At 66.1% G+C, this 15,539-nt stretch carries 19 protein-coding genes; 10 read left to right on the plus strand and 9 right to left on the minus strand.

Going from position 1 to position 15,539, the window contains the following annotated elements:
• Positions 1-4: 4 nt before the first annotated feature.
• The 3 genes from KLK06_RS26795 to KLK06_RS26805 all read right to left on the minus strand — a co-directional run bounded on the left by KLK06_RS26795 (position 5) and on the right by KLK06_RS26805 (position 1,567).
• The gene (locus KLK06_RS26795; protein WP_214638381.1) at positions 5-547 is read right to left on the minus strand and encodes a MauE/DoxX family redox-associated membrane protein; all 543 of its coding nucleotides are present in this window, start codon (positions 545-547) and stop codon (positions 5-7) included.
• Between the two features lie 147 nt (positions 548-694).
• Positions 695-901: a hypothetical protein gene (locus tag KLK06_RS26800; protein WP_214638382.1), complete on the minus strand. Its 207-nt coding sequence runs from the start codon at positions 899-901 to the stop codon at positions 695-697.
• A gap of 114 nt (positions 902-1,015) precedes the next feature.
• Positions 1,016-1,567, minus strand: a complete 552-nt coding sequence (locus KLK06_RS26805; RefSeq protein ID WP_214638383.1) for a redoxin domain-containing protein — start codon at positions 1,565-1,567, stop codon at positions 1,016-1,018.
• 251 nt (positions 1,568-1,818) lie between these two features.
• On the opposite strand from KLK06_RS26805, the gene KLK06_RS26810 reads away from it, so the two are divergent.
• The gene (locus KLK06_RS26810) at positions 1,819-2,679 is read left to right on the plus strand and encodes an aminoglycoside phosphotransferase family protein (RefSeq protein WP_214638384.1); all 861 of its coding nucleotides are present in this window, start codon (positions 1,819-1,821) and stop codon (positions 2,677-2,679) included.
• 79 nt (positions 2,680-2,758) lie between these two features.
• The gene (locus KLK06_RS26815; RefSeq protein ID WP_214638385.1) at positions 2,759-3,202 is read left to right on the plus strand and encodes a GNAT family N-acetyltransferase; all 444 of its coding nucleotides are present in this window, start codon (positions 2,759-2,761) and stop codon (positions 3,200-3,202) included.
• Between the two features lie 299 nt (positions 3,203-3,501).
• Here the strand turns inward: KLK06_RS26815 and KLK06_RS62460 are convergent, their stop codons facing one another.
• The 4 genes from KLK06_RS62460 to KLK06_RS26830 all read right to left on the minus strand — a co-directional run bounded on the left by KLK06_RS62460 (position 3,502) and on the right by KLK06_RS26830 (position 6,140).
• Positions 3,502-3,660 (minus strand): hypothetical protein, encoded by a 159-nt coding sequence (locus KLK06_RS62460; RefSeq protein ID WP_308168459.1) that lies wholly within the window; start codon positions 3,658-3,660, stop codon positions 3,502-3,504.
• 29 nt (positions 3,661-3,689) lie between these two features.
• Complete coding sequence (locus KLK06_RS62465; protein WP_308168460.1) at positions 3,690-3,857, minus strand: hypothetical protein; 168 nt, start codon at positions 3,855-3,857, stop codon at positions 3,690-3,692.
• Positions 3,857-4,651 carry a hypothetical protein gene (locus tag KLK06_RS26825; RefSeq protein ID WP_214638386.1) on the minus strand — a complete coding sequence of 265 codons (795 nt, stop codon included), beginning with the start codon at positions 4,649-4,651 and terminating at the stop codon, positions 3,857-3,859. The genes KLK06_RS62465 and KLK06_RS26825 overlap by 1 nt, the downstream gene beginning before the upstream one ends.
• A gap of 1,060 nt (positions 4,652-5,711) precedes the next feature.
• Entirely contained in the window at positions 5,712-6,140 is a 429-nt protein-coding gene (locus tag KLK06_RS26830) for an ATP-binding protein (RefSeq protein WP_214638387.1), read from the minus strand.
• A 196-nt stretch (positions 6,141-6,336) separates the two neighbouring features.
• Here KLK06_RS26830 and KLK06_RS26835 point away from each other — a divergent pair, with 196 nt between their 5' ends.
• From KLK06_RS26835 to KLK06_RS26865, 7 genes are all read left to right on the plus strand, one after another.
• Entirely contained in the window at positions 6,337-7,161 is an 825-nt protein-coding gene (locus KLK06_RS26835; protein ID WP_214638388.1) for a helix-turn-helix transcriptional regulator, read from the plus strand.
• Positions 7,149-7,361 carry a DUF397 domain-containing protein gene (locus KLK06_RS26840; protein WP_214638389.1) on the plus strand — a complete coding sequence of 71 codons (213 nt, stop codon included), beginning with the start codon at positions 7,149-7,151 and terminating at the stop codon, positions 7,359-7,361. The genes KLK06_RS26835 and KLK06_RS26840 overlap by 13 nt, the downstream gene beginning before the upstream one ends.
• A gap of 513 nt (positions 7,362-7,874) precedes the next feature.
• Positions 7,875-8,087, plus strand: a complete 213-nt coding sequence (locus KLK06_RS26845; protein ID WP_214638390.1) for a DUF397 domain-containing protein — start codon at positions 7,875-7,877, stop codon at positions 8,085-8,087.
• 701 nt (positions 8,088-8,788) lie between these two features.
• Complete coding sequence (locus tag KLK06_RS26850) at positions 8,789-9,031, plus strand: hypothetical protein (RefSeq protein ID WP_214638391.1); 243 nt, start codon at positions 8,789-8,791, stop codon at positions 9,029-9,031.
• Positions 9,028-11,235: a hypothetical protein gene (locus KLK06_RS26855; RefSeq protein ID WP_214638392.1), complete on the plus strand. Its 2,208-nt coding sequence runs from the start codon at positions 9,028-9,030 to the stop codon at positions 11,233-11,235. Before KLK06_RS26850 ends, KLK06_RS26855 begins: the two co-directional genes overlap by 4 nt.
• Positions 11,236-11,342: 107 nt before the next feature.
• Positions 11,343-11,822 (plus strand): hypothetical protein, encoded by a 480-nt coding sequence (locus tag KLK06_RS26860; protein ID WP_214638393.1) that lies wholly within the window; start codon positions 11,343-11,345, stop codon positions 11,820-11,822.
• 231 nt (positions 11,823-12,053) lie between these two features.
• Entirely contained in the window at positions 12,054-12,479 is a 426-nt protein-coding gene (locus KLK06_RS26865; RefSeq protein WP_214638394.1) for a hypothetical protein, read from the plus strand.
• Positions 12,480-12,530: 51 nt separating this feature from the next.
• Here the strand turns inward: KLK06_RS26865 and leuA are convergent, their stop codons facing one another.
• Both leuA and ddaH read right to left on the minus strand, forming a co-directional pair.
• Complete coding sequence (leuA, locus tag KLK06_RS26870) at positions 12,531-14,237, minus strand: 2-isopropylmalate synthase (protein ID WP_214638395.1); 1,707 nt, start codon at positions 14,235-14,237, stop codon at positions 12,531-12,533.
• Positions 14,238-14,398: 161 nt separating this feature from the next.
• Positions 14,399-15,142, minus strand: coding sequence for a dimethylargininase (ddaH, locus tag KLK06_RS26875; RefSeq protein ID WP_214638396.1), 744 nt, complete (start codon positions 15,140-15,142; stop codon positions 14,399-14,401).
• Between the two features lie 38 nt (positions 15,143-15,180).
• On the opposite strand from ddaH, the gene KLK06_RS26880 reads away from it, so the two are divergent.
• Positions 15,181-15,426, plus strand: a complete 246-nt coding sequence (locus KLK06_RS26880; RefSeq protein WP_214638397.1) for a DUF2630 family protein — start codon at positions 15,181-15,183, stop codon at positions 15,424-15,426.
• Positions 15,427-15,539 lie beyond the last annotated feature (113 nt).

Consider the following 15,539-nt stretch of genomic DNA (forward strand, 5'->3'; position numbering starts at 1 on the left):
CGTCTCACCGGCCGAGGTCTCTTGCCGCGACCGGGGACTCGAAGAGCGCGGCGATGTCATCGACGAAGGTGATCAAAGTGGTGAGCACGCCGGCCGAGACCACGGCCAGCGCGATCCCCGGCACCTGGGCGGGAAGGCCGTCACCGAGAGATATCGCCACGAACGAACCCAGGCTTGCCGCCGCCAGCAGCACCGCGTTGCGGGCGATGTGCCAGCCACTCATGGGCACGTCGCCGGCGCCGAAGCAGGCGCACTGCACCTTCTGCCCGCGGGCCACGACGAGGATCGGGACGGCCGTCAGGCCGCAGCAGAACAGCGCGGCGGCGAGGAACCCGGCGGTGACGGTGGCCGGCAGGGCCAGCAGCAACGCGATGAGCAGTTCGGCGGCTGGGACCAGCACGACCAGCGGGCGGCGCAGCCGTGCGGGAATGAAGTCGAAGCCTGTCAGGGAGGCGGCGAAGACACCTGGTGAGCGCAGCTTGGCCACCGCCGCGAGCGTCATCACCGCCGCCAGGGTGAGGCGGCAGGCGAACAAGACGTACAACACGAAGAAGAAGCTCCTGGAAGTGGTGGCGCGCGGCCGCCCTGCTACGCGCGTTCAGGGAGTGCCTCGGGCCGGCGTGACCGCCCTCGGCGAGAGGGCGGCCACGCGGCGCGTCAAGCACGTGTTACGCAGACCGACAGGGGCCGGGCGTCAGCTGCAGTAGTTGTTGCTGTAGCTGTACCAGGTGCCGCAGTGGGTCACGCAGGCACTGTTGGTCGAGCAGACGCGGCCGAAGCATACGCCGCCGATGTACTTGTACTGCATGTACGAGTCCGGGGGGCAGCCCGCGTCGGCGGTGGTCTTGGGAAGCAGCACCTCGACGGCGCGGATGACGCGCCGGGTCACACTTTGGATCACGGTTTCTCCTTGGGGTGAGGTGATCTATTTCCACACACGGGCCGAGCGCCACCGAGAAAGGGTCGAACGCGGCGGGCGCGGCCCGCGAGGGCATGGGGGGTGGCCTTCGGGAGGCTAGGGGGCTACCAGCTCGGACCGCAGGGCGGCGAGGCCCGCGCCCGCCGTGGTCACCATGCTGTCGGGTCCGTACCAGGCGTAGCTCGGGTAGTGCTTGGCTCCGTACCGCCTCGACAGCTCGGCCTCCGCGTCCTCGGCGATCACGATGTCCATCACGTCGTTGAGCATCGCGGCCAGCTCGCTGTCAGCTGAGTCGTCTCCGTGGACGATCGCCAAGGACGTCCCTCCGGCGGCCCGCAGCCGCTCGGCGTGCCCGGCGAAGAGGGGCACGGCCTCGACGCAGGCCTTGCAGGTGAGCGAGAAGAATCCGACCAGGGTCTCCTTCCCGAGCAGAGTGCGCTCCGTCACCGCGGTGCCGTCGAGGCTACGGGCGGAGAAGCTCGGAATCCGATCGATCATCCGGACATTGGACGCGGCTCCCACAGCGGGGAAGCCCTGACCGCCATTGGCCTCCGCCTCTCGCCATCGACGGAGCACGACCAGAAGAATCGCCAGGTTGAGTACGCTGACGACGCCGACCAGCACCAGCCCCACTACAGCGAATATCACGACATGGTCCTCTCCCAGACCTACGGGCACCGGTAGGCCGTGGCCACTCGCCGATGATCTACCAAAATAGGGTCTGACCGCAATCCCGGATATTTACGCGTTGTCATGTTTTGTGGTTGGAGTGTCGCTGATTGTGATGCCTACCTGGTGTCGGGGGCGACGATGCGAATGCATTGGTAAGGCGTTTTCCTCGGTGTAACGGGTGGTTCAACCTACGTTCCCGTCAAGGCCACCAGCACTACCGTTGCGGCATGACCACCCCGGCGGCGGAAGCCGACATCGACGACGACCTTGTCGACCGCCTGATCCGCGCGCAGCACCCGGATCTGGCGGGCCCGCTGAGCCTCGTCGCCAACGGCTGGGACAACGTCATCTACCGCCTGGGGACGGACCTGTCCGTACGCCTGCCGCGCCGCCAGGTCGCCGTCGACCTCATCGTCAACGAGCAACGCTGGCTGCCGGTTCTGGCCGAATACGTCGAAGTCGCGCTGCCCATACCCGTCAGGGTCGGCGTACCCGGCGAGGGCTACCCGTGGCCGTGGACGATCGCGCCCTGGTTCGAAGGCCGCACGGTTGCCGACGTGCCGTTGTCCGACCGCTCCGGCATCGCCGTCCCGCTGGCCGACTTCATGACCGGCCTCCACCGGCCCGCACCACCTGACGCGCCGCGCAACCCCGTCCGCGGCGTCCCGCTCGCCGCCCGCGACGAAGCGGTACGACACCGCCTGCGGTCCATTCCCCGATCAGCCGATCTCCTCCCCCTCTGGGAGAAACTGGCCGCCCTCCCGCCCTGGCAGGGCCCCGCGCTCTGGCTCCACGGCGACCCCCACCCGGGAAATCTCCTGTGCAATGGGGAAGGACTGGCGGCCGTCCTGGACTTCGGTGATCTCACCAGCGGCGATCCCGCCACCGACCTGGCCGCCGCGTGGCTGGTGTTCGACGAGAACGCGCGCGAGGTCTTCCGATCACGCGTGGACGCCGACGAGGTGACCTGGGAACGCGCAAGGGGCTGGGCCCTTGCCATAGGCACTGCTCTTGCCGCCCACTCGGCCGACAACCCGAGCATGGCGGCCATCGGCGAGCACGTCCTCGACCAGGTGCTTCTCACCTAGAAGTCGGACCCCTGGACACGCAGTGCCCGTCAAGGGCCGAACAAGCTCGGACGCAGAGCACATTAAGGAGCCCCCATAAGTGGTGATCATCGCCCAGGAGACGTCGTTCGACGAGGCCGAGATGTTTGAGCTCTACGACTCGGTCGGCTGGCAGCCGTGGACGCGCGACGTCGCCCGGGTGTGCCGGAGTCTGGCCAACTCGCACCTGGTCATCACCGCCAGGGACGAGTCGGGCAAGCTGCTCGGCCTGGCGCGGACGGTGTCCGACGACGAGATCGTCTGCTACGTGCAGGAGCTGCTGGTCAACGCCCAACACCAGGGCGAGGGCATCGGCCGCCGACTGCTGGAGCACCTCAAGGACCGGTACGCGCATTGCCGCTACTTCGTCCTCACCACCGACCACGAATCCACCCCGGAAGGCCCCGCGAACCACGCCTTCTACCGCCGCCTCGACCTGATCGAGCACCACGAGCAGGGCCTGTCGGCCTTCGGCCTGCGGGTGCGGGACTTGCGGAGCCTCTAGACCCGCCGACCCTTTTCCTTCGCTACCCGCCGCACGGTGGGGGAGGTCCCTTGGGGAAGAGAAGCAAAAGGCACGGTGAGCGACGGCGCCCCATCTCTCACCGCGTCGGCGGCTCCAGAGCGGCCGGCCGACGAGGCGGCACATGCGGAAAACAGGGCCGGCAGTCGCCATGGTCGTAATCTCGGAAGCGGATCGGGGCGTTTCTGAAGCCCGGGGCTGCGGAATCTCGGAAGTCCGGCGAGGAAAGGCCGTTATGCATGCATCCCGGGCACCTGGCCAGGCGCCCGGGAGACAGCCGGTCAAAGTACGGCGGGGGCCGCCGCGTCACCGGATCTCAGAGCCGCCTCGACGATGCAGAGTGCCTCGCCCTCGTCGATACCGACGCTCGCCACGACGGCCGCATAGTCGGCGGCCGCCTGGCGGGCTCGTTCGCGGGCCGCCTCGCCGGCCGCTGACACGAACGACCCCGCCCGCCCCCGGGTCTCGATCAGCCCGGCCTCTTCCAGCTCCCGGTAGGCCCGGCCGACCGTGTTGACGGCCAGGCCGAGGTCGGCCGCGAGCCCACGGCCAGCGTACGGTCGTGGATCTGCCGGGCGAGCTGGGCCCGTAGCTGCTCGAACGGCGGCACCGGCGAGCCGGCGTCGATGACGATCATCAGACGCCCATCACGTGCCGCGCCATGGCCGCGGCACACGGCGTCCTGACCTGGACCGCGATGTAGGCGGCGAGTCCCAGCAGCACGAAGCCGATGGAGGCGGCGTTCCACCAGTCGGGCGCGGACCCGAACAGCAACACCATCGGCAGCGACCACAGCGTGGTGGGCGCGGTGCTGTCGCGCGCGTCCTCGACGCGCATGATGACGTCGGCCGTCAGTGAGACTTCGCCCTCGGCAACGACCGGCTGCGCCAGCAGCTCGCGCAGCTGCAGGGCCGCGCCGACGCCGACCCCGGCCACGGCGACCAGCAGCACGACGGCTGCCTGCCGCGCGGTGCCCTCGCCGACGACCAGCGCGCTCACACCCAGCGCGAACGCACCGGCGAAGGTGCCCGCCGCCAAGGCGGCGTACGGCCGCCCGAGCAGAGCCCGCCGCGCCAGCGCCACCCCGGCCCGCCGGTCGACGCGCCGTACCCAGGTGTCGAGCAGCGTCCGGACCACCAACAGCCCGACGATGAACGCGCCCAGGACCAGCACCTTCGTCGGCCCGTGCGACCCGAACCCGCCGAACGCGGAAGTGGCCGGCCAGTCAGAGACCTGCACCAGCGCGGCCCCGAGGATCAGCACAGCCGACAGGACACTGCCGAGGAGCCGCACCCGCCGCCGCACTGCCAGTCGCGCGGTCAACAACGGCGTCGGTGGGCCGTCGCCGAGGCCGTGCCGCAGCAGCCAGGTGCCCGCGCATCGAACGTCCGCCCGCCGCGGCCCGGCGCCCGGCATGGAGCTGTTCGTCATGCCCTTCTCCTTTTGTCGCAAGCTTTGTATCAACATGTTGCGTCATAGCTTGCGACAAAGTCAACGGGGCCGACGAGGCGGGTACGCCGAAAGATGAACGCCAGGATCTCCACGCTTCGCCACCTCGCCCGCCAAGCGCCGGCACCGGCGATATCGCCCCCGCTACCACCCGGATATCGTCCGGGGCGTCACCGTACGCGCCAGAAACATGGGGCTTCCTCAGATTCGTCCGGCCGATCATCCTGGTGGGTGACGGCGACCGCTCTGGCGATCTGGAGAGCCGATGACCGACGAGCAGTCCGTAAGCCCCTTCTCTTTTGATCTGGCATCGTTGACCTGCGGTTCGCCAGTTGTATCTGAAACTGGCTTAAGCCACTCACCGGCAACAACCGAAAGCTGACCCGCCGCGATGCCGCGAGCAGCATCGCGATCGGACGACACGCCCTCGGGCACCCGATCCTGCGACGGACGGCACCGCCCCGCGACGGCCAGAGCGATCGACACGGGGGGCATCGGACCGTCTGGAGACGCGTGCGCAGCGCCCGACAGGGCACACGGTTGAGGACCCTTGGAACGGCCACTGTGGGCGCTGGGCGGCGTTTCGTCTGCCCTGCCAGGCGCCCACCTCGCGGCCCACCACGTCCAGTTCGCGGTCCGGGACGAAGGTACGAAGGTACGGCCGCTCGTGCAGGTCACCGATCCATGCGGCCACCGTGTCGGCCCGTATCGTCAGCGGATCGGCACCGACCAACCGCACATCACCGCAGATGGTCCGCCAGCGCTCGACCGTACGCCGTGATCGTGTTCGGTGCGCGTCCGGTGTTGGCCGTGAACTGCAGCCACCGCCGCGTGCACCCCTACCCGGCGGCCAGGGGGTACTTGTCTCCAACACAGGTCGCCCAGATTCCCAAACAAGGCCCCCGATGAGCGCGCTCACCCATCGGGGGCCAGGTCCGGCCTGGAGCCACGGGGGAAGATCCCAGCCGGACGTTTCGGCGACGGCTCCGCCACTCCCCCTCCTTGAGAAGGCGGAGCCGCCTGACCCTGACTGATTGAGCGTTCAGCCAGAGCCGCGTCCGCCGGCCGATCCGGAGACCGGTTCGGGAGCGGACGAATCAAGGGAAGACGGGACGGCCCGAATGGCGCACCAGACGGTACGGCCAAGCCCACGCCCGTGCTCCCGGGTCCCCCAGTCCTGGGAGATCTCACGGACGATCAGCAGCCCACGACCATCCTCCGCCTCCGGCTCCTGCCGGATATGCGGGCCGGAAAAGGCGGAACCTGGGTCACGCACCTCCACATAGACCATGTCCTCCGTCGTGGTGACGGTGAGGCTGATGAAGTCGTACGGCCTGGCGGCGGAATGCCGGAGCGCGTTCGTCACGAGCTCGGACGCCGCCAGCACGGCGTCGTCGACACAAGGGTGATGGCCTCCGAGCCATCTGCGCACTTCGGAGCGGGCATGCGAGACGGACTCGCGAATGCCCACGAGATGGATCGAACCGAGGACCCTCGGCTCCGCGCTCGCTGCTTTCATAACTTCACCCACTTGAAGAAGTCGGCCTCGATCGACCTTCCAACCATCCCAAACCTTGACTACAATTAGTAGTCAGTTGACTTCGTTACGCCATCAACCGTTTCGATGAAAGCTCTGTTGAAACGGTGGCGCTCCCCCTGGAGGTCAGGTGCCGAAAGAAAGCGAGCTATGCCCCACTGATTCCCCGACCGCACTCTTCGGCTTCGAGCTGCGGCGACACCGCAAGGCCCGAGGCTGGTCCCAGATCCGCCTGTCGAAAGCGGTGTCCTACTCCGTCGGCACGATCAGCATGATCGAGACAGCCAGACGGTCACCGACGGAGGAGTTCGCCCGCCACTGCGACGAAGCGCTTGAGGCGGAAGGAGCGCTGATGCGACTTTGGCCGATGGTCAGCCATGCATCGGCTCCCCCGTGGTTCAGGCCCTGGCTCGACGTGGAGGCAACGGCGGAGGCGATCCGAACCTGGGAGCCGCTGACCGTGCCCGGCCTGCTCCAGACCGAGGATTACGCCCGGGCGATGCTGAGCGGGGAACCCGGTGTGACATCGGAGGAGATCGAGAGCCATGTGATTGCACGCATGGAGCGCCAGTCAATCCTCCGGCGACCCAAGCCCCCCATGCTCTGGGTAGTCCTCGACGAGGGAGTCCTGCACCGCCCGATCGGCAACCCCGCGGTGATGGCGAACCAACTCGCGCATCTACTCGAAATCGGCCAGGCGCCCCGGATCACCATCCAGATCCTCCCGCTCAGCGCCTACTCCACAACCGGACTTCTCGGTGGCTTCGCCATCACTCAAGCACATGGAACCCCCGACACGGCATATGTCGAAGCCGCTTCCAACGCCCAGGTAACCGACTGGACAGAGAGCGTCAGAACCCTAGCATTCAGATATGAGGGGATTCGCTCCGAAGCACTTTCTCAGCGCGAATCCATAAGCTTGATCAAGGAGGCGATGCAGCGATGGACGAGCTGACCCAGGATCTACGGGCAGCCACATGGATCAAGTCTTCCTACTCGGGCAGCAACGGGGGCAACTGCGTTGAGGTTGCGGATCTATCCGGCGGACACCGAGGCATCCGTGACAGCAAAAATCCCACCGGTCCAGCCCTCATCTTCACCCCCGGCGAATGGAGCGCCTTCATCGGCGGCGTGAAGGACGGCGAGTTCGACTAACCAATAAGTCCTCAGGAAGGGAAGGCTCTCAACTCATGCGGGGAGTCTTCCCTTGATCCGTAAGACGACCGGAATCCGCCGCACGGCCTGCTCTATGTCGTCATCGGCCGCTTGACCTGCACCCCGCGCGATGGGCATCGCGAGACGGTATCCGAGAGCGCACCTGCACTCCCCGCCCCTCCCATACTCCGAGTAGCCCTCGACAAGAGAGTTCCGGACCACCCGATCGGCAACTCCGCAGTGATGGCCGCACAGCTCGCGCACCTTCTTGACGTCGGCTAGGCGCCCCGGATCACCATCTAGATCCTCCCGCTCAGCACCTAGCTCCTCTCGGGGGCTTCGCCATCACTCAAGCACACGGAACCCCTGACACGGCGTACGTCGAAACTGCTTCCAACACCCAGATAACCGACTGGACAGCTAGCGCCAGGACCCTAGCATTCAGGTATGAGGGGATTCGCTCCGAAACACTGTCCCAGCACGAGGCCCTGGAAACGAGGAGAAGCTGCAGCGATGAACGAGCTGACCCGTGAACTAGACACAGCCACATGGCGCAAGTCCACCCGATCAGGACCCGATGGCGGCAACTGTGTCGAGGTCGCCGAACTCTCCGGAAAGCGCCGAGGCGTCCGCGACAGCAAGAACCCATCCGGGCCAGCGCTGGTCTTCACCCCCGGCGAATGGGACGCCTTCATCGGCGGCGTGAAGGACGGCGAGTTCGACTAATCAATCTGCTCCTAGGAAGAGAAGACTCCCAACTCCCACGGGAAGTCTTCCTTTGATCTCTAAGATGACCGAAACCCGCCGCGAGAAATTTAGAGCATCCCACTGAACGCAGCGTTTAGCAGCGACCATCGGGAGGTTCCACCACGCTCGACAATCGGGTAGGCCACCAGGGCATTGCCCGTACCAGTGGCGAGGACGAGCAGGATCCGACCCCCTCCTCACCCCGCAACCTCCCCCGCTTTGTCGACTGCGAGCCGCCGGCCTGCTCGACCGTCGGCGTTGATGAACGTCCGCTTGACCTCCACCACTGCGATGGGCAGACCCGGACAATATTCGAGCTCGCAGTCGGCACACAGCTGCACTCCCCACTTCGGCCCACCTCCGGCGACCATGATCGTCCCGCCCGTGATGGTGTACTCGTCGACCGCCTGGGCCCTTCCCGGCCTCAACTATTTCAGTTGATGTTCAATGAGCATCCGCCGGGTTTCATTCTCGTGAGGAAAGAGATCCATAGGCCACAGCAAGCCGACGCCATACTCGAGTCAGGCGAAACACCCCATTCTCAAACAAAGCTCGAACGTGCTATGCCTTTCACTGCGTTTAAGCTTGTTTGTTGATGTGATGTTGATTACCGTGTGACCACGTGAGGGACGCCGCCTCCTGATCTGTTCTGGTGCAGCGAGCCGTACAAGGGGATCATCTTGGCCAACCTCGATCGCGAGGCGATGCGGGCCGTGGCGGAGCGGATTCAGCGGCTTTCGGACGAGCACTGGTGGGCGCTCGATCCCTCCTGTCGTCTGATGGAGAACGACGCGTGGGTGGGGCCGACGGGCGCCCGGTTCGACGCCCAAGTCCACGCCGACCAGCGCGAGCTGCGGGACATGCTCGCTGAGGCCGTACACAGCGCCAACCAGAAGCTGGCCACGCTTCAGGACAAGCCATGACGGAGTTCACCGGGGTCAAGCAGCCCGACTTCGACACGATGGCGAGCAAACACACCGAGGCTGCCAAGCAGCTGGAAGAACTGGCGCAGGCTCTGCACAGTGAGTTGCAGAGCGCCGGGCTGGACACCTCTCCGGCGGCGCGGCTGCGGCAGTTGGCCGGACGAGTCACCACACAGGCCGAGGATCTGCGGCGGCGGCAGAAACTGGTCCATGAGCTGCAGCGGCAGAAGGTCACCTTCGGGAGGAGTACGCCCGCCGGGAGCTTCCTGGAGATGCCTGATGGCCTGGAGGCCGCCAAGGGGCTGCTGGACGGGACACTGGCGGGTCGCTCTGCGCTGAACGCTGCGGACGGGGATGCCAAGGCGCTGGCCGAGCTGGAGAAATACGCGTCGCGGACCGGGGATGCGGAGTTCGTCAAGGCGTTCCTGGGAACGCTGGGTGCCCGAGGTACGACGGAGCTTCCCGGCTCGCTCGCCGCGCAGTTGCGCGACGCCCGGACCCACGAGGAGTCCGATCGCGTGGCCCAGCTGTCCAGCCAAGGCAAGAAAGCCCTGCGCATGCTGAGTACGGCTCTGGCCAAGGCAACCGATCCGAAGAATCCCGCGTACATGGGCGCCTCCTTCACCAGGGAGCTGGCCAAGGAGGGGCGAGCCGAGCACAAGGCCGGTGACACGAAGTACTCGGGATACCAGGCCCAGGCGCTCATCTGGCGTGCCCACGACGGAAAGCCGCCGTTCTCGAAGGAGTTCATGGAGATCGTCGGGCGGGACGTGATCGTCTATGAGCATGAGCAGCGCAAGGACCAGTGGGCGGCGAGCCAGGACCTGCTGGGCCGTACGTTCGCGGGAAGCCAGATCCCCATATTCGACTTGGCCGGCTCCTTTGGCCTCGGCACCCTGCTGAAACCGGAAACGTATGTGGGCAGTCCAGGCATGAAGGCCGAATCATCGGTGGTGGACGATCTGTTTCACGCGGCGAAGTCCAGCAGGGAGGCGTCCCAGGCGCTGCTGGACCACACCCCGGCCGGGTGGAAGGAGTCTGTGCTCGACTATCTGCTGACGACCCGGTGGGGCGCTTCACGTTACCTGGGCGACTACAAGCCGATCAGAGACATGCTGGTGACCGCGACGACCGGCCAGGACGCGACCTCCAGAAAGCTGTCCGCCGAGATGATCGAAGTCGTCGCCGATGACGTACGCGGCGCCTTCGGCAAGGGCGAGAGCGGCAATCTGGAGATCAAGAACAGAGACACATTCGATCGTCTTGCCCCCCTGCGCTATCCCCTGGGTCGGGCGATTGCTGCCAATATCGACCAGCTCTCCCGGCTGATCCTGAACCATGCGACCTTCGGCAAGGTCGCGGCCCAGGACATGGACTATGCGCTGGCGCTGGCGACCGCCGATGACGACGCGTTTGAGGTACTGGTGAGGGCGCAGACCGAACATATGCGGGCGGCGCTCGACACGGTGCCTCCGGTTGGTCTCGACGCTTCCAACGCCGAGCGGCTCGGTTTCAGGAAGTCCGACGTCAAGGAGTACGACTTCGACGGGGATGGGCGGGTCGACAAGGCCGACATTCTGCAGTTCCTGACGGACCGAACCGTGGCGGAGGCACGCCCTTTCACCCACATCGTGGAGATCCGCCGCCAGGTGCTGATCGCCCAGGGGTTGGACGACGAGAAGGCTGACGAAGCGCTGAAGACCATGGTGGGTGACGCGCTGGGGCTACTCCCGGTGCCGGGAGCCAGGCAGGTGGGTCAGCTGGCCACGGGAGCCTTCGGCGAGCTGATCGGCAAGGAATACGACAAGCTCGCCGGAGCCGGGTATGACGAGATCGCCAAGCAGGTCGCCCAGCAAATGTCCGAACACGGGCGGAGCCTGGACGAGACGCAAGGGAGGCTGGCGGACAATCGGCTGGCGGTGGAGAGGTTGGCGGAGCAGATGCTCTCCACCGCCATGCTGAATAAGGGCATGCTCGACGGTCTGGACTTGGACAGGCAGCCATTCGCAACCGGAACTCCGCCGACGCTCAAGCCCTTCACCGAGATGGGCCCGCAAGAATACAGCAAGTTCCTTGAGTGGGCCCGGAGAGCAGGAGGAAGTAACGAGCTGCTCAATGGTTTCAGAACAACCTTCCGCGCAACTAGTGATGTGAACGACTATCTCGGCCTTGACATCCCCTCCTCCTCTCGAGGTGGTAAATGAGGCGGGCTAGTCTCTCTATCGCTCTGGCTGCTCTCGGGTTGCTTGCCACAGCCTGCACCCCGGAGGCCCACATCGTCTCCACACCAACCCCAGTTCTCCAGCCGGTCGTGGATTCCGCGCCATACGTCTGCACGTTCATCCCAGAGCAAGCGTTTCGCCTCGTCAGCGGCCTGGCCGGCCCTCTCGTCGAGAAAACCGACGGCAATGAGAGGAATGGCGACTGCCGGGCTCCCGATACGGCCCCCCAGTCTCTGGAGGTGTGGTGGATGCAAGAGGGCCGCGGGATGCCTCGTGAGCACCTGGATTTCCTTATGGATGACAGGCGTAAGGTTTACAGCAGCAACGGTGGAGTCGTACTCCCTAACGACCTCGGTGACGGCATGGCCGCATTCCTGCCCAACCCGCTATCCGACGACCAACCGTACCAAGTAAGCGCGAAGTTCCGCTGTGGCGGCGGAGAGCGATTGATCGACATCTTCCTGCCCCAGATCGCCAAGGGCAGGGATGCGATCAAGGACATGACCGAGCTCATGCGCATCGCCCAAAAACGCTACGGCCACCTCTACAACTGCACCCCCGGCACATAGCAAGCCGGCCTGTCCAAACCAGGCGTTCCGAAATGTCCCACCAAGACACACTCGCCCAGACCCGCCATCGGAAGCCGGTCAATTTTTGCCACACCGAGACGGATAAAACCACACCCGCCTCTCGTCCCCCAACCACCATCAACGACGACAGCTTGCGACCATGTGCTCACACAAAGTGGGACCGGCCGTCAGCGCCGAGATCCCTTCCAGCTAGAGCAAAGGTCGGGGTACATGAACGAAGAGGCGGAGACTAGCGACGTGAAACTCCGCGTGGAAGCCCCCAAGGCGACAACGCGTTCCGCCAAAGCGGTCTCCAGCGGCTCCAGGGCCCGGCGCCGACATGCGAACCTCTCGACAGACAGCAGCAGCAGCAACACCTGTCACTGCGGCTGCTCATGCATGGAAGGCATCCACGCCGCCATCCTCTCCACGGCGATCGCCGTTGCCCAGGTGAGAATCGAAATCGCCGGCATCCAAGCGGCAATGTCCCAGGACCTCGCAGCCCTCGGCGACGAGGTCGCAGGTCTCCGCCGGCACACCCACGAGCAGCTCTCGTCCACTCAGTCTCTGATGTCGCGCAGATTCGACTCCCTGCAGTGCTCAGTGATCGACCTGGGACTCAGGCTCGACCGGCTACTGGAGAAGGACGGCGCCTAGGACCGGCGTGAGTCCCCGATCTGTACCGGGGACTCACGCGACAACCGACGGTCAGCGGGCGGCGCGGTTGACCGCGGAGATGATCGCCTTGAGTGAGGCCGTCGTGGTGTTGGCGTCCACGCCCACCCCCCACAGCACCCGCCCGTCAACGTCGCACTCCAGGTAGGAAGCCGCCTTGGCATCGCTGCCCGCGCTCATCGCATGCTCCACGTAGTCGAGCACCCGCACCCGGATGCCCACCTTGGCGATCGCGTCGATGAAGGCCGAGATCGGCCCGTTTCCGACGCCCTCGATCTCGCGGATCTCGCCGTCGAGCCGTACGTCGGCGCCGATGCGGTCCTTGTCGTCGCCCGCCGACTCGTGGCGGTGTGCCATGAGGCTGAGGCGGCCCCAGCGGTTGCCCGGGTTGGGCAGGTATTCGTCGGCGAAGATGGCGTACATCGCGGTCGGGCTGATCTCGCCGCCTTCGGCGTCGGTGCGTGCCTGGACGACCTTGGAGAACTCGATCTGCAGCCGGCGCGGCAGCTCGAGCTGGTGGTCGGCCTTCATGATGTAGGCGACGCCGCCCTTGCCCGACTGGCTGTTGACCCGGATGACCGCCTCGTAGCTGCGGCCGATGTCCTTGGGGTCGATGGGCAGGTAGGGGACGGCCCACGTGAACGAGTCCACCGGCACGCCGGCTGCGGCGGCGTCGGCCTCCAGGTGGTCGAAGCCCTTCTTGATGGCGTCCTGGTGGGAGCCGGAGAAGGCGGTGTAGACCAACTCGCCGCCCCACGGGTGGCGCGGGTGGACGGGCAGTTGGTTGCAGTATTCGACGATGCGACGGACCTCGTCGATGTCGCCGAAGTCGATCTGCGGGTCGATGCCCTGGGAGAACAGGTTCATGCCCAGGGTGACCAGGCAGACGTTGCCGGTGCGCTCGCCGTTGCCGAACAGGCAGCCCTCGATGCGGTCGGCGCCGGCCATGTAGCCCAGTTCGGCGGCGGCCACGGCGCTGCCGCGGTCGTTGTGCGGGTGCAGCGACAGGACGATCGAGTCGCGGTACTTCAGGTGGCGGTGCATCCACTCGATCTGGTCGGCGTAGATGTTGGGCGTGGCCATCTCGACCGTGGCCGGCAGGTTGACGATGACCTTGCGGTCGGGCGTGGGCTGCCACACGTCGTTGACCGCGTCGCAGACCTCGACGGCGTAGTCGAGCTCGGTGCCGGTGAAGGACTCGGGAGAGTACTGGAAACGTACGTCCACGTCGGTCGCGTCGGCGAGCTTCTTGACCAGCTTGGCGCCCTCGACGGCGATGGCGGTGATGCCGTCGCGGTCCTGCCCGAACACCACCCGGCGCTGCAGCGTGGAGGTGGAGTTGTACAGGTGCACGATGGCCTGCTTGGCGCCCTCGATCGACTCGAAGGTGCGCTCGATCAGCTCGGGCCTGGCCTGGGTCAGGACCTGGATCACCACGTCGCCGGGGATCCGGTCCTCTTCGATGATCTGCCGGATGAAGTCGAAGTCGGTCTGGCTGGCGGCCGGGAAGCCTACCTCGATCTCCTTGTAACCCATCTTCACCAGCAGCTCGAACATCTGCAGCTTGCGGTGGGCGTCCATCGGGTCGATCAGTGCCTGGTTGCCGTCGCGCAGGTCCACGGCGCACCATCGCGGCGCTTCGGTGATGACCTGATCGGGCCAGGTGCGATCGGTCAAGCGGATCGGCTCGAACGCCTGATAACGATGGAAAGGCATGGGGCTGGGCTGCTGAGCGGTCATGTCGGGAGCTCCTCGTCGGTCGAAAGAAAGCGGCCGACGCGCATGGCTCGCTCCGCGGCGAGGGAGCCGGCCTTAGTGGCCCCCGCCGCGGCAGCTAAGAAGGAGGCCACGCAGCATGTCTTGCACGCTACCAGAGGTCTCGCTGTAAACCGTCCCCGATCTCAGATGATGAGAACCGACAGGCAGGTGACGCAGCCTTCCAGCTTCTCGAATTCCGAGATGTCCACCAGCGTCACGTTCAGCCCGCGTTCCTGGAGCATCGCGCAGGTTCGGGGCGCGGAGGCGGCCATCAGCACGCGGTCGCCGCCCAGCAGCACCACGTGCGCCCCCGATTCCTCGGCGGGCACCAGCAGTCCCGGCAGGTCCACGCGGGCGGGGTCGCCGATGAGCGTGCCGTCGGGCAGCGCCGTGACGGCCGATTTCAGGTGCAGCACGCCGTTCAGGTTGACGGGCACCACCTGCCGCTCCGGCAGCAACGCGCTGAGCTGGGTGATCCCCTCGTCGTTGGTCCGGCCCGACCTGCCGACGTACACGGTTCTGCCGACCTGTAGGACGTCACCGCCGTCGAGCGTGCCGGGCTGCGCGATCCTGACGGACTTGATCCTGAGCTCCCGTACGAGGGCCGCCACGGAGACCACCTCGGGCCGCCGCTCCTTCGCCCCCGGCCTGGTCATGACGGCCAGCCGGTCGAAGACCACGACCATGTCCTCGACGAAGGGCCCGTCGGGCAGGTCGTCGGCCGGCTCCACGTGACGCACCTGCCAGCCTGCCCCCTCCAGCGCGGCGACATAGCGCTCGTGCTGCTCCAGGGCCCGTTGGTGGTCGACCGGTTCGCGCTCCAGGTGGGTGACGATGCCCTCGGAGATCCGGGGCCCGGGCTTTCTTACCAGCGCGATACCAGGCATAGGGCGTGTTCTATCACGTAGTCACTAAAGTCTTGGACATGCGAGACAACGAGATTCTCACCAGGATCAGTGCTCTGGTCACCGAAGAGCACGAGCTGCGGAGCAGGCTGTCGGCGGGCGAGGTCAGCTCGGACGAGGAACACGCGCGGGTCAACGAGTTGGAGGTGGCTCTCGACCAATGCTGGGACCTGCTCAGGCAGCGCAGGGCTAGGAGGGACGCGGGCGAGAACCCGGACGGCGCCGCGGCCCGCCCGGCCGGCGAGGTGGAGAACTACCGGCAGTGACCGGGAAAGGGCCGGATCTCACGCTCGAGTTTCCCTGATGTTAAGCGGACGTTAGATCTAGCCCGTCTCCCCTTGTCCGAACAACCTTCTGCGGAGAGGCTCTGGCCTGCACC

It is taken from the genome of Nonomuraea sp. NEAU-A123 (assembly GCF_018603905.1).
Lineage (GTDB): Bacteria > Actinomycetota > Actinomycetes > Streptosporangiales > Streptosporangiaceae > Nonomuraea.

Coding starts and splice junctions, on each gene's coding strand:
- KLK06_RS26865 (WP_214638394.1), top strand. CDS start 12,054: ATGAACGAAGAGGCGGAGACTAGCGACGTGAAACTCCGCGTGGAAGCC.
- KLK06_RS26825 (WP_214638386.1), bottom strand. CDS start 4,651: ATGACGAACAGCTCCATGCCGGGCGCCGGGCCGCGGCGGGCGGACGTT.
- leuA (WP_214638395.1), bottom strand. CDS start 14,237: ATGACCGCTCAGCAGCCCAGCCCCATGCCTTTCCATCGTTATCAGGCG.
- KLK06_RS26845 (WP_214638390.1), top strand. CDS start 7,875: ATGAACGAGCTGACCCGTGAACTAGACACAGCCACATGGCGCAAGTCC.
- KLK06_RS62465 (WP_308168460.1), bottom strand. CDS start 3,857: ATGATCGTCATCGACGCCGGCTCGCCGGTGCCGCCGTTCGAGCAGCTA.
- ddaH (WP_214638396.1), bottom strand. CDS start 15,142: ATGCCTGGTATCGCGCTGGTAAGAAAGCCCGGGCCCCGGATCTCCGAG.
- KLK06_RS26810 (WP_214638384.1), top strand. CDS start 1,819: ATGACCACCCCGGCGGCGGAAGCCGACATCGACGACGACCTTGTCGAC.
- KLK06_RS26855 (WP_214638392.1), top strand. CDS start 9,028: ATGACGGAGTTCACCGGGGTCAAGCAGCCCGACTTCGACACGATGGCG.
- KLK06_RS26880 (WP_214638397.1), top strand. CDS start 15,181: ATGCGAGACAACGAGATTCTCACCAGGATCAGTGCTCTGGTCACCGAA.
- KLK06_RS26840 (WP_214638389.1), top strand. CDS start 7,149: ATGGACGAGCTGACCCAGGATCTACGGGCAGCCACATGGATCAAGTCT.